We start from the raw sequence: 12,928 nt of genomic DNA on the forward strand, positions 1-12,928 counted from the left end.
CGCAGAGAGATCGCGGTTCCGGCGCAAAAAAATGGGCGGAATTGGACAGCGCGCCCCGGGCGGGCCGGGGCGGGGATCAAGAGGTGAATTCCAGCTTCGGCACGAAGCGCGGGCTGGTGACGACGAAATTGTCGAACTCGATGCCGGAGTTCAGCCACTTCGTGTAGAACGGAAGCTGCTCCAGCACCGAAGAATAATCCATGTGGGTTTCCACGAGGATGATGGTGTCGCCGTCGGCCATCACCGGGATGCGGTCGGCCATGTTCTCGATGTCTTCCTGGGTGAGCACCGGATCGGGCGAGGTGCCCGAGACCTTGCTCCATTTCAGCAGCAGCTTGTCCTGCGAGACGCTCCAGCTCACCACGGAGACCCGGATCCAGGATTGGTCGGTGTCGTCGGTCAGGTAGTCGAAGATGTCGGCCAGCCCGTCGATGAACTCCTGGTCGATCGGCTCCTTCTGGCGCGACAGAAGATCGCCCACGGTATAGGCCGCCTTCACGTTGGCGGTGCGGGCGCGGAAGGCATCGTAGTAGGTGGCGGTGAGGCCGAAGCCGAGCATCATCAGCGGCAGGATCACCACGGCCTCCACGCTCAGGCCGCCCTCGCTGCCCCGGCAGAAGCGGCGCAGCCCTTTGCGGATATGATTGATCAGGCGCATCACGAAGGCTCGTTCACGAAGGCCGTCGCCGAGACCAGAGCCGTCTGGTTCTTCGAGTTCAGGCCGAGGTTGGTGGTGAATTCGGTGCTGGGGAAGATCGTGTCCACCAAGGTGCAGACCCGCACCAGCATCAGGTTGTTCTCCACGCCGATGAAGACGGGATCATCCTGCACGACGATCTCGTCGTCCTGGTATTCCACGCAGGTGGCGTCTGGATCGAGGGTTTCCCAGCTGGAGCTGTCCACCGTCCGGAGCTCGACCATTGTGTTGGCTTCGCAGTTCGGGATGATCACCCCGGCGTAGAAACAGACGCTTGCACGCAGGTCGTCGGCATCGGGCGCCTTGTATTTGCCCAGCCGCAGGTCCCGCACCGTCATGTCCACGCCGCGATCCAGGGCAACCTGCTTGGCCGTCATCATGCCCGCTTCCGCCGCGGCGAAGAGCAGGGTGATGAAAAGCGGAGTCCAGATCGCGAATTCGATCGTCGCGTGCCCGTCCTGGCGCCGGCCGAAGCCGGCAACCGCGCGGCACATATGTTTCAGCATGCGTTTCATTGGGTCAGCTTCAGGTTGTTGATCTGGGTGGCGATGCTGGCGAAGGCATCGCGGATTTCGAGATCCTGCACGTCGTAGAAGTGGTTGTAGGTCGAGGCGCAGTCCTTCATCACCTGCTTGGAGTGATCGGTCACCTCGTAGCCGATGGTGAAGATGATGATGTTCTTGTTCTTCGCCGCGGTGCAGATGTCGTCGAGGCGGTCATCCTTTGTCGAGGCCGAGACGTAGGAGCGCGCGCCGGGATCGAACTTGTCGGCGTAGGAGCTGCTGCCCGTCATCGGCTCGTAGATCTTGTCGGCCACGTATTCCAGCGAGTAGTCGTTCCACAGTTCAGGGTAGGTCTGGCGCACGGCTTCACCCGCGACGGGGGTGAGAACGGTCACTTCCTTGTCCTGGTAACGGCACTTGGTCTTGCCTTTCTTGTTTTCGCGGCAAACCAGCACCTTCTGGTATTCGATCGTCTCGATCTCGGCGCCGTCGCCGTAGGGCAGATCGTGCAGATCGTCGTCGTATTCCCACCAGTATTTGTTCTTCTCCGGCCAGTAGACGGAGAGATAGCCGTCGTGATCGTTCTCGTAGACGTCGGAGTAGCCGTTGATGAAATCGTCCTTCAGGTAATACTGGCTGGTGTTGATGCCGTCGGTCATGACGATCAGCACCTTCATGCCGCCGTTGTAATCATACTCGAAGGGCCGGTTCTCGAAGGCAGCATCCACTTCGCCGGCATCGATCATGTCCGCCACCACGCCCTGCGTGCCGGGGTCCAGAAGCGCCACGCCCCATTTCACCCCCACGTCGATCGAGGTGTTGCCGTCGGCGAAGAAGCTGTTGATGTGGTTCTTCAGCTTCGTGGTGTTCTTCTCCCACGGCATGATTTCGCGGCTCGCTTCGGTCTGGCAGACCAGCAGCCGGTTGTTGTTGGCGTTGGTGTTGTTGGGCTTGGACCACTCGTACCAGGGGTCGAAATGGCCGGTGCGCTGCATCAGCTCCGTAGTGGAGAGCTCGGTGGTGAGGAAATCCTCTTCCTCGAAGTCCACGCAGTGCGAATAGGCGTGTTCGTCGGTCAGGTTGTAGTATTTCGCCAGCATTTCGCCGGCATTCACCTGCGTGGCATAGGGGATGATCGAGTAGGAAACCGTGCCGTCGATCGAGGAGGAGGAGATCTGGTCGATGAACTCCTGCGCGGCCGTCTTCAGGTTGGCGAGCTTCGTCGTCGTGCCGTCCGCCGACGTGTGGCGCATGGAGCCCGACACGTCGAGCACCAGCGAGATCTCCAGATCGCGGATGCGCTCCTCGGCGGTGCCGGAGGCGGGGGCGTCCAACTCGTAGATGCCCGTCATCTTCATGAAATGGGTGGTGATCGTCTTGCTCGCGGTGGCCGAAACGATCCGGTAGGAGACCAGTTCGTCCTGGTCCACCGTGATGTCGGATTCACTGATGTAGTTGCCCAGCCCCGCCTTGTCGAAATAGTCCAGCACCACCTCCTTGGGGGAAAGCTGCTGGTCGCGGTCGGCGGCGGCCAGAACCGCGCGGTCGAGCGTATTCTGGAGCGTGACGCGCTCGCTTTCGAATTTCATCAGGTCCACGGCGATGCCGCCGATCAGGATCATCATGATGAAGATGAACAGCGCGAAGATCGTCAGCGTGCCGTCTTCCTTCTGGCCGAAGCGGCGCGCGAAGGCGTAGGCTTCGGTCAGGCTGACGGTGCGCCGGGCGCTGGGTGTCGAAATCATCTTCTTCATGGCGGTAATCCTGCGTCCAGGGTGTTCCCAATCCTGCATGTCTGCGCCCGACGTGTGGCAGAAATAGGGCAGAGTTCAGGGGGTTATGGGGAATATTGCCGCCGTTAAGGTTTTGTTTCCCATGCTTGAACGATACTGTTTCGCCCTCTGAAATAGTTCTTCGATACCGTTCGAAATGTTGAAATCCCGGCTCGACTTCCACTCAGGCGGTTAATGATTCGGGCCGTGAAAAGGCGCGGCGCGAGGGTGAAAAGGAAAAGTTTTCAAACTGCTTAATAATTATGCTCTTCCCCCCTGTCTCCCACGGGCCTAGGCTTGCGGAATGCGAATGGGTGCACCGCGCCGATCGTCTCATGGCGCGGGATCAGGGAGAAAAGTTCATGAGCACGAAGCGCGAGCCGAGTTTCCGGGAATCCGTGGATCTGATGTTCAACCGGGCGGCGGGCCTGATGGATCTGGAGCCGGGGCTGGAAGAGAAGATCCGCGTGGTCAACGCCACCTATACCGTCCGTTTCGGGGTGCGGCTGCGGGGCGAGGTCAAGACGTTCACGGGCTATCGCTCCGTGCATTCCGAGCACATGGAGCCGGTGAAGGGCGGCATCCGCTACGCGCTGGGCGTCAACCAGGACGAGGTCGAGGCGCTCGCCGCCCTGATGACATATAAATGCGCCCTCGTGGAGGCGCCTTTCGGCGGCTCCAAGGGCGGGCTGTGCATCGATCCGCGCGAATACGAGCCCGACGAACTGGAGCGCATCACCCGCCGCTTCGCCTACGAGCTGGCCAAGCGCGATCTGATCAACCCGAGCCAGAACGTCCCTGCGCCCGACATGGGCACCGGCGAGCGCGAGATGGCCTGGATCGCCGATCAATACGCCCGCATGAACACCACCGACATCAACGCCCGCGCCTGCGTCACCGGCAAGCCGCTGCACGCCGGCGGCATCTCGGGCCGGGTGGAGGCCACGGGCCGAGGCGTGCAATACGCCTTGCAGGAGTTCTTCCGCCACGAGGAAGACAAGGCGCAGGCCGGGCTTTCCGGCAAGCTCGACGGCAAGCGCGTGATCGTGCAGGGGTTGGGGAACGTGGGCTACCACGCCGCCAAGTTCCTGAGCCAGGAGGACGGCGCGAAAGTCATCGGCATCATCGAGCGTGACGGTGCGCTCTACGATCCCGAAGGGCTCGATGTGGAGGCCATATCCGCCTACATCCGCAAGCACGGCGGGGTGAACATGTTCCCCGGGCCGCAATACATCAAGGACGGCGCCAAGCTTCTGGAAGAGGAATGCGACATCCTGATCCCGGCCGCGCTGGAGGGGGTGATCAACCTCGACAACGCCGCGCGCATCAAGGCGCCGCTCATCATCGAGGCCGCCAACGGCCCGATCACCGCCGGGGCGGACGAGATCCTGCGCAAGAAGGGTACCGTCATCATCCCCGATCTCTACGCCAACGCCGGCGGCGTGACGGTCTCCTATTTCGAATGGGTCAAGAACCTCTCCCACATCCGCTTCGGGCGAATGCAGCGCCGGCAGGAGGAAGCGCGCCACCAACTCCTGGTGGACGAGCTGGAGCGGCTGGACCGCTACCTGGGCGATGCGTGGTCGATGACGCCGAACTTCAAGGAGAAATACCTGCGTGGCGCCGACGAGCTGGAGCTCGTGCGCTCCGGGCTGGATGACACCATGCGCATTGCCTACCAGTCCATGCGCGAGGTCTGGCACAGCCGCCCCGAGGTGGAAGACCTGCGCACCGCGGGGTTCATCGTCTCCATCGGGCGCGTGGCGAAGAGCTACGAGGCCAAGGGGCTGTAAGGCTTCCTCCAAACCAATCCCCCTTTCGCGTCATTTTGCGTCGCGAAAGGGCCAGCCGCTGTCGGCAAGGGGCTTTACCTCTGGCCCCAACCCGCGCCACCATCGCGGGGCAGGGTGCATGGGGTGCCCTTGGAGAGGGCAAGGCATGCGATTTTCCGCCTGGCAGGTGCTGAAGGAAGGGCTCACCGGCAACAGGGGCTGGGGCGCCCACTGGCGCGATCCGGAGCCCAAGCCGGCCTATGACGTGATCATCATCGGCGGCGGCGGCCACGGGCTGGCCACGGCCTACTACCTCGCCAAGGAACATGGCATCACCAACGTGGCGGTGCTGGAAAAGGGCTACATCGGCGGCGGCAACGTCGGGCGCAACACCACCATCGTGCGCGCCAACTACGGGCTGCCGGGCAACTCCGAGTTCTATTCGCATTCGCTGAAGCTCTGGGAGGGGCTGGAGGCCGATCTCAACTACAACGTGATGCATTCCCAGCGCGGCATCATCAACCTGTTCCACTCCGACGGCGCCCGCGACGCCGCCGCCCGGCGCGGAAACGCGATGATCAACCAGGGCGACGATGCCGTCCTGCTGGATCGCGAAGGCGTACGCGCCATGCTGCCCTTCCTCGACTACGACAACATCCGCTTCCCCGTCTACGGCGGCCTCTACCACGCCCGCGGCGGCACCGCCCGCCATGATGCCGTGGCCTGGGGCTTTGCCCGTGGCGCGGACCGGCGCGGGGTGGACCTGATCCAGAACTGCGAGGTGACGGGGATCGACATCGAACAGGGCCGCGTCACCGGCGTGCAGACGACGCGCGGGGCCATCAAGGCCAAGAAGGTCGCCATGGTTGCCGCCGGGCGCTCAGGGCAGGTGGCGGCGATGGCCGGGATGCGCCTGCCGATCGAAAGCCACATCCTGCAGGCCTTCGTGACCGAAGGGCTGAAACCCTGCCTCGATACCGTCGTCACCTTCGGCATGGGGCATTTCTACATCAGCCAGTCCGACAAGGGCGGGCTGGTGTTCGGCGGCGATCTGGATTTCTACGCGTCCTATGCGGCGCGCGGGAACCTGCCGCAGGCCGAACACGTGATGGAAGCCGCGATGACGCTGATGCCGATGATCGGCAAGGCCCGCGTGCTGCGCAGCTGGGGCGGCATCATGGACATGTCCCCGGATGGCTCGCCCATCATCGACACCACCCACATCGACGGCCTCTTCCTCAACTGCGGCTGGTGCTACGGCGGCTTCAAGGCGGTGCCGGGCTCAGGGCATGTCACCGCCCACTTGATCGCCACCGGCCGCCCGCACGCGGCCGCCACGAAATACCGGCTCGACCGCTTCGCCACGGGCATCGGCCTGATGGACGAAGAAGGCACCGGCAGCCAGCACAACCTGCACTAGGGAGCACATGCCATGAGGATCACCTGCCCCTATTGCGGCACCCGCGACCTGCGCGAATTCTCCTACCGCGGCGCGGCCAGCGATCTGGAGCGCCCCGATGCCGAGGCGCCGCCCGAGGAATGGCACGCCTACCTGCATCTGCGCGACAACCCCGCCGGGGTGACCCGCGATCTCTGGTATCACGAGATGGGCTGCGCCAGCTGGCTCGTGGTGACGCGCAACACGGTGACCCATGAGATCCTCGCCTGCGACCTCGCGCGCGACGTGGCGCTCAAGGCCCGGGAGGCGAAGCGATGAGGATCGACGGCGCGGGCCTGATCAACCGCAACAAACCGGTGACCTTCAGTTTCGATGGCCGTAGCTACCAAGGCTTCGAGGGCGACACGCTGGCCTCCGCGCTGCTGGCAAACGGCGTGCGGCTGATGGGGCGCAGCTTCAAGTATCACCGCCCGCGTGGCGTGTTCACGGCCGGGTCCGAGGAGCCCAACGCGCTGATGACAGTCGGGCGCGGCGCGGCGCAGACGCCCAACGTGCGCGCCACGGTGCAGGAGATCTACGAAGGGCTTGAGGCCCGCAGCCAGAACCGCTGGCCCTCGCTCTCGGCTGATCTGCTTTCGGTGAATGATCTGCTCTCCCCCTTCCTCGGTGCGGGTTTCTACTACAAGACCTTCATGTGGCCGCGCAGCTTCTGGGAAAAGCTCTACGAGCCGGTGATCCGCCGCGCCGCCGGGCTCGGGGCGCTTTCGGGCGCGCCTGACACCGCGCGCTACGATCGCGCCTATGCCTTCTGCGATCTGCTGGTGGTCGGCTCCGGCCCCTCGGGGCTGATGGCCGCGCTCACGGCCGCGCGTGCCGGGGCCGATGTCATCCTCTGCGAGGAAGACAGCGCCTTCGGCGGGCGACTCAACTCCGAGGCCGAGGAGATCGACGGCGCGCCTGCGCGGGATTGGGTGCAGGCCGTGCTGGCGGAGCTGGACAGCCTGCCCAACGTGCGGCTGATGAAGCGCACCACGGTGACCGGGGCCTACGACCAGGGCACCTACGGCGCGCTGCAGCGCGTCGCCCTGCACATGGCCGATCCGGGCGATCGCCCGCTGGAGACCTTCTGGCACATCGCCGCGAAAGCCTGCGTGCTGGCCGCCGGCGCGCTGGAGCGCCCCATCGCCTTCCCGATGAACGACCGCCCCGGCGTGATGATGGCCAGTGCGCTTCGCAGCTACCTGCACCGCTTCAACGTCGCCCCCGGCAAGCGCGTGGCCGTCTTCGGCAACAACGACGGCGCCCGTCAGACAGCCGAGGATCTGCGCGCCGCCGGCGTCGAAGTGGCCGCGCTCGTCGACAGCCGGCCTGAGGCCGAACTGCCGGTGGGGTTCAACGCCTTCAAGGGCGCGCAGGTCATCCACACCAAGGGCTACATGGGGCTGAAATCCATCACCGTCTCCACCGGAAGCCGCGAAGAGGTGATCGAGGCCGATTGCCTCGCCGTCTCCGGCGGCTGGAACCCGACGCTGCACCTCACCTGCCACATGGGCGCGCGGCCCGTCTGGGATGAAACGCTGGCCGCCTTCCTGCCGGCGGAGAAATCCGTGCCCGGCATGATCCCGGCGGGCGCTGCCAAGGGCATCTTCTCCACCGCCGGATGCCTCGCCGATGGCCAGCGCGCCGCGAAAGAAGCGCTCAAGGCGCTGGGGCTCAAGGCAAAGGCAAGCGATCTGCCAGCGGCCTCGGATGCGCCCTACAGCGTCGCGCCGCTCTGGCAGGTGCCCGGCAAGGGCCGCGCCTGGCTCGATTTCCAGAATGACGTCACCGTGAAAGACGTGAAGCAGGCGGCGCAGGAGAACTTCCGCTCCGTCGAGCACATGAAGCGCTACACCACGCAGGGCATGGCCACCGACCAGGGCAAGAACAGCAACGTCGGCGCGCTCGCCGTGCTGGCCGACGCCACCGGGCGCGGCATCCCCGAAACCGGCACCACCACCTTCCGCCCGCCCTTCGCGCCGGTCTCCATCGCCGCGATGGGGGCGGGCGCGCGCGGCAAGGGCTTCGCGCCGGAGCGCTTTACCACCTCCCATGCCGCAAACATCGCCCGCGGCGCGCCGATGATCGAGGCCGGACTCTGGTATCGCCCGTCCTACTTCCCGCGTCCGGGCGATGCCGGCTGGCAGGAGGCCTGCAACCGCGAGGTGGGCTTCGTGCGCAACGCGGTGGGCGTCTGCGATGTCTCCACGCTGGGCAAGATCGACATCCAGGGCCCGGATGCGGCGGCCTTCCTCGATTTCGTCTACTGCAACACCTTCTCCACCCTGAAAGAAGGCCGGGTGCGCTACGGCTTGATGCTGCGTGAGGACGGCCACGTGATGGACGACGGCACCTGCGCGCGGCTGGGTGAAACCCACTACCTGATGACGACGACCACCGCGGCGGCGGGGCAGGTGATGAAGCACCTCGAATTCGTCTCCCAGGCTTTGCGCCCGGAGCTGGATGTCAGCTTCACCTCCGTCACCGAGCATTGGGCGCAGTTCGCGGTGGCCGGGCCGAAATCCCGTGCCTTGCTGGACAGCCTGCTGGATGCCCCGGTGGACGAAAGCGCTTTCCCCTTCATGGGCTGCGGCGCCGTCACCGTGGCCGGGGTGCCCGCGCGGCTCTTCCGCATCTCCTTCTCGGGCGAACACGCCTACGAGATCGCCGTGCCCGCCCGCTACGGCGCCGCGCTCTACGGCGATCTGGTGGCCCGCGCCGAGGTGCTGGGCGGGGGCGCCTACGGGATGGAGGCGCTCAACGTGCTGCGCATCGAGAAGGGCTTCATCACCCACGCCGAGATCCACGGCCGCACCACCGCCTTCGACATCGGCATGGGGCGGATGGTTTCGGCCCGGAAGGATTGCATCGGCAAGGCCGCCTCCCGCCGCGAAGGGCTTTCAGGGCCGGAGCGCGAGCAACTCGTCGGCCTGAGGCCGGTGCTGCCGGAGGGCCGCCTGCCTGCCGGCGCGCATCTCTTCTCCGAGAACCGGCCGCCCACGCGGGAGAACAGCGAAGGCTACGTGACCTCGACCTGTTTCTCGCCGAGCCTCGGCCACGAGATCGCACTGGGCTTCCTGAAGAACGGGCCGCTGCGCCGCGGTGAGGTGGTGAAGCTCGTGGACCACCTGCGCGGGGTCGAGACCCTCTGCACCGTCTGCGACCCGGTGTTCATCGACCCAGACGGAGGACGGATGCGTGGCTGAACTGATCGCTAAAACCCCCTGCGCCGGGCTGCTGCCGGTGCGCCACGGGGGCCTGAGCCTCACCGAATGCGCCCCCACGGCGATCCACCATCTCGCCGCCTACCGCGGCGCCGCGCAGCTGGGCGTGGCGCTCGAAAAGGCGCACGGGCTGGGATGGCCGGCGCCGGGCCGCTCCACGGGTGCTGCCTCCGCGCGCGCGCTCTGGTTCGGCCCCGACCAGGCCCTGCTGCTGGGGCCGATGCCGGTGGCCGCGCTCGCCCGCCACTGCGCCCTGACCGATCAGAGCGACGGCTGGGCCCACGTCTGCCTGTCCGGCCCCGGCGCGGAAGAGGTGCTGGCCCGGCTCGTTCCGGTGGATCTGCGCGCCGGTGCCTTCCCCGAAGGGGCCGTTGCGCGCACGGCGCTTTTCCACATGAGCGCGCTGATCACCCGCACGGGCGCGGAAAGCTTCGAGATCTTCGCCTTTCGCTCCATGGCGCGGACGCTGGTGCACGATGTCTCGGAAGCCATGAAAAGCGTGGTGGCGCAGCGCGGCTGAAACGCCCGACATCGTCGGGCAGCGCCCGCCCCGCCCCACGGGCGGGCGCTTCGCTTCCGCCCCGGAGCGGGCGCCGCCCTCGACGAGAGCGCAGGCGACGCAACGCCCTTGTTTTCCGTGCTTGACCAGCGGTCAAATCCACATCATATGCCGAGCCATGACCGATCTCGCCAAAATCCGCAATTTCTCCATCGTCGCCCATATCGACCACGGGAAATCCACGCTCGCAGACCGCCTGATCCAGGAAACCGGCACCGTCCAGGACCGAGACATGAAGGAGCAGCTGCTCGACGCGATGGACATCGAACGTGAGCGCGGGATCACCATCAAGGCCAACACCGTGCGCATCGACTACGTGGCCGATGACGGCGAAGCCTACGTGCTGAACCTGATCGACACCCCCGGACACGTCGATTTCGCCTACGAGGTCTCCCGCTCCATGCAGGCCGTCGAAGGCTCGCTGCTGGTGGTGGACTCCACCCAGGGCGTCGAGGCGCAGACGCTGGCCAACGTCTACCAGGCCATCGAGGCCGACCACGAGATCGTGCCGGTGCTCAACAAGATCGACCTGCCGGCCTCCGACTGCGATCGCGTCGCCGAGCAGATCGAGGACGTGATCGGCATCGACGCCTCCGACGCCATCCACGTGTCCGCGAAGACGGGTGTCGGCATTCACGAGACGCTGGAAGCCATCGTCAACCGCCTGCCCGCCCCCAAGGGTGACCGCGACGCGCCGCTCAAGGCGATGCTGGTGGACAGCTGGTATGACGCCTACCTCGGCGTGATCGTTCTGGTGCGCATCGTCGACGGCGTGCTGAAGAAGGGCGACCGGATCCGCATGATGTCCACCAATGCCGTCTACCCGGTGGAGCGCATCGGCGTCTTCCGCCCGGCGATGCAGGTGATCGACGAGCTGGGGCCGGGCGAGATCGGCTTTCTCACCGCCTCCATCAAGCAGGTGCGCGATACCCGCGTGGGCGATACGATCACCCACGAGAAGAAGGGCTGTGAAAAGCCGCTGCCGGGCTTCAAGCCGGCCCAGCCGGTGGTGTTCTGCGGGCTCTTCCCCGTGGACAACGCCGAGTTCGAGGATCTGCGCACAGCCATCGAGAAGCTTTCGCTCAACGATGCTTCCTTTTCGTCGGAAATGGAGACTTCTGCCGCCTTGGGCTTCGGTTTCCGCTGCGGCTTCCTTGGCCTGCTGCACCTTGAAGTGATCCGCGACCGGCTGGAACGCGAATACGGCATCGAACTGATCACCACGGCGCCGAGCGTCGTCTACCACGTGCACATGCGCGACGGCGAAGTGCGCGAGCTGCACAACCCGGCCGACATGCCCGATCTGACCCATGTCGACCACATCGAGGAGCCGCGCATCAAGGCGACGATCCTCGTGCCCGACGAATATCTCGGTGACGTGCTCAAGCTCTGCCAGGATCGCCGCGGCATCCAGCTTGATCTCACCTACGCCGGCAGCCGCGCCATGGTCGTCTACGACCTGCCGCTCAACGAGGTGGTGTTCGATTTCTATGATCGCCTGAAATCGGTAACGAAGGGTTACGCCAGCTTCGACTACCAGATGATCGGCTACCGCGAGGATCACCTCGTGAAGATGCAGATCCTCGTCAACGAAGAGCCGGTGGATGCGCTCTCCGTCATGGTCCACCGCGACCGGGCCGAAACCCGTGGCCGCGCCATGGTGGAGAAGCTGAAGGAGCTGATCCCGCGCCACATGTTCAAGATCCCGATCCAGGCCGCCGTGGGCGGGCGCGTCGTGGCGCGCGAAACGCTCTCGGCCATGCGCAAGGACGTGACGGCGAAATGCTACGGCGGCGACGCCACCCGGAAGCGCAAGCTGCTGGACAAGCAGAAGGCCGGCAAGAAGAAGATGCGCCAGTTCGGCAAGGTGGAGATCCCGCAGCAGGCGTTCATCTCCGCGCTGAAGATGGACGACTGACGGGCAAAGGGCGGGGTTTTCCCGCCCTTTTTCCTTTCAAGAGTCCCGGTTTCGGGCCGCCTAGAATTTCTGCTGCATCTTCGCGGCTTCGCGCGTGATGGTGCTGCCGGCGCTTTCCAGATCCTTGCCCGCACCCTTCACGGTTTCGCAGGCGGTCAGCATCAGCAGGGCGGCAATCAGGGCGGTCAGGCGGAGCATTGTCTGTCTCTTTGTTGGTTGGACGGCAGGTACTCTAATCCGGTTGCGCGACCTGCGCCAGAGGGCCGGCCCCGACAGGCAATGGCTTGCCAGTTGGCCGTTGCCGGTTCTAGGATTTCTGCGCCGTTCCCGCATTGCCCTCAGGAGAGCCCCATGCCCGTGACCGCCGCCGATCTCGTCGCAGCCGCAAACGCCGTCGTGCCCCGCATCAGCCAGACCGAGGCGGCCGAGAAAATCGCCGCCGGCGCGCTTCTGCTGGATGTCCGCGATGCCCCTGAACTGGAGGCCAGCGGCCGCGCGCAGGGCTCCCATCATGTTCCGCGCGGGATGCTGGAATTCCGGGCCGACCCGGCCAGCCCCTTCCACGATCCCGAACTGCGCCCCGATCGCCCGGTGGTGCTGCACTGCGCCTCCGGCGGCCGCGCGGCGCTGGCCGGCAAGCTCTTGAAGGACATGGGCTACGGCGAGGTCTACAACCTCGGCGGCTTCAAGGATTGGGTCGAGGGCGGCGGAGCCGTCGTCGAGCCGGTGGACAAGGGCATGTAGCCGTTACTTCCGGTAGTGGGTCGGCACGATGATCAGCGCCCCGATGGAGGCGACGATGGCGTTCAGCCCCGGTGAGCCGAAGCTGAGGCCGAACATGATCCGCACGAAGTAGAACAGCAGCGCCCCGCCAAGGCAGATGATGATCGAAGGCAGGTAGCCGTTGTGGGTGAAGCCGGTGCGCTCGGTGACGTAGCCAACGAGCCCCGCGATCACGAGGGTGCCGAAAAGGGTGAGAAACATCGCCGCTCCTGTCTGCTCGGGGCTTTCCAGTCATGGCCGGGTGGACGGGGGCGAGTCAACC

General features: G+C 65.4%; 12 protein-coding genes. 7 read left to right on the forward strand and 5 right to left on the reverse strand.

Annotated features, from left to right (window positions below):
- Positions 1–76: 76 nt before the first annotated feature.
- From PSA7680_RS14510 to PSA7680_RS14520, 3 genes are read right to left on the reverse strand one after another with little or no spacing between them, the layout of a single operon-like run.
- The gene (locus tag PSA7680_RS14510; protein WP_085869447.1) at positions 77–658 is read right to left on the reverse strand and encodes a TadE/TadG family type IV pilus assembly protein; all 582 of its coding nucleotides are present in this window, start codon (positions 656–658) and stop codon (positions 77–79) included.
- Positions 658–1,203, reverse strand: a complete 546-nt coding sequence (locus PSA7680_RS14515) for a TadE/TadG family type IV pilus assembly protein (RefSeq protein ID WP_176244150.1) — start codon at positions 1,201–1,203, stop codon at positions 658–660. Before PSA7680_RS14515 ends, PSA7680_RS14510 begins: the two co-directional genes overlap by 1 nt.
- A 5-nt stretch (positions 1,204–1,208) precedes the next feature.
- Positions 1,209–2,954, reverse strand: coding sequence for a TadE/TadG family type IV pilus assembly protein (locus tag PSA7680_RS14520; RefSeq protein WP_176244151.1), 1,746 nt, complete (start codon positions 2,952–2,954; stop codon positions 1,209–1,211).
- Positions 2,955–3,334: 380 nt separating this feature from the next.
- Here PSA7680_RS14520 and PSA7680_RS14525 point away from each other — a divergent pair, with 380 nt between their 5' ends.
- The 6 genes from PSA7680_RS14525 to lepA all read left to right on the forward strand — a co-directional run bounded on the left by PSA7680_RS14525 (position 3,335) and on the right by lepA (position 11,883).
- Positions 3,335–4,765 (forward strand): Glu/Leu/Phe/Val family dehydrogenase, encoded by a 1,431-nt coding sequence (locus PSA7680_RS14525; protein ID WP_085869481.1) that lies wholly within the window; start codon positions 3,335–3,337, stop codon positions 4,763–4,765.
- A 145-nt stretch (positions 4,766–4,910) separates the two neighbouring features.
- Positions 4,911–6,164 carry a sarcosine oxidase subunit beta family protein gene (locus PSA7680_RS14530; protein ID WP_085869450.1) on the forward strand — a complete coding sequence of 418 codons (1,254 nt, stop codon included), beginning with the start codon at positions 4,911–4,913 and terminating at the stop codon, positions 6,162–6,164.
- Between the two features lie 12 nt (positions 6,165–6,176).
- Complete coding sequence (locus tag PSA7680_RS14535; RefSeq protein WP_085869451.1) at positions 6,177–6,461, forward strand: sarcosine oxidase subunit delta; 285 nt, start codon at positions 6,177–6,179, stop codon at positions 6,459–6,461.
- Positions 6,458–9,388: a sarcosine oxidase subunit alpha family protein gene (locus PSA7680_RS14540; RefSeq protein ID WP_085869452.1), complete on the forward strand. Its 2,931-nt coding sequence runs from the start codon at positions 6,458–6,460 to the stop codon at positions 9,386–9,388. The genes PSA7680_RS14535 and PSA7680_RS14540 overlap by 4 nt, the downstream gene beginning before the upstream one ends.
- Positions 9,381–9,926, forward strand: a complete 546-nt coding sequence (locus tag PSA7680_RS14545; RefSeq protein WP_085869453.1) for a sarcosine oxidase subunit gamma — start codon at positions 9,381–9,383, stop codon at positions 9,924–9,926. The genes PSA7680_RS14540 and PSA7680_RS14545 overlap by 8 nt, the downstream gene beginning before the upstream one ends.
- A 157-nt stretch (positions 9,927–10,083) precedes the next feature.
- Positions 10,084–11,883, forward strand: a complete 1,800-nt coding sequence (gene lepA / locus PSA7680_RS14550; protein WP_085869454.1) for a translation elongation factor 4 — start codon at positions 10,084–10,086, stop codon at positions 11,881–11,883.
- A 60-nt stretch (positions 11,884–11,943) separates the two neighbouring features.
- On the opposite strand, the gene PSA7680_RS18600 is transcribed toward lepA, so the two are convergent.
- Positions 11,944–12,081 (reverse strand): entericidin A/B family lipoprotein, encoded by a 138-nt coding sequence (locus tag PSA7680_RS18600; protein WP_139838678.1) that lies wholly within the window; start codon positions 12,079–12,081, stop codon positions 11,944–11,946.
- Positions 12,082–12,234: 153 nt separating this feature from the next.
- On the opposite strand from PSA7680_RS18600, the gene PSA7680_RS14560 reads away from it, so the two are divergent.
- The gene (locus PSA7680_RS14560) at positions 12,235–12,627 is read left to right on the forward strand and encodes a rhodanese-like domain-containing protein (protein WP_085869456.1); all 393 of its coding nucleotides are present in this window, start codon (positions 12,235–12,237) and stop codon (positions 12,625–12,627) included.
- A 3-nt stretch (positions 12,628–12,630) separates the two neighbouring features.
- Here the strand turns inward: PSA7680_RS14560 and PSA7680_RS14565 are convergent, their stop codons facing one another.
- Positions 12,631–12,867 (reverse strand): hypothetical protein, encoded by a 237-nt coding sequence (locus PSA7680_RS14565; protein WP_085869457.1) that lies wholly within the window; start codon positions 12,865–12,867, stop codon positions 12,631–12,633.
- Positions 12,868–12,928 lie beyond the last annotated feature (61 nt).

This window comes from Pseudoruegeria aquimaris, assembly GCF_900172235.1.
Taxonomy (GTDB): domain Bacteria; phylum Pseudomonadota; class Alphaproteobacteria; order Rhodobacterales; family Rhodobacteraceae; genus Pseudoruegeria; species Pseudoruegeria aquimaris.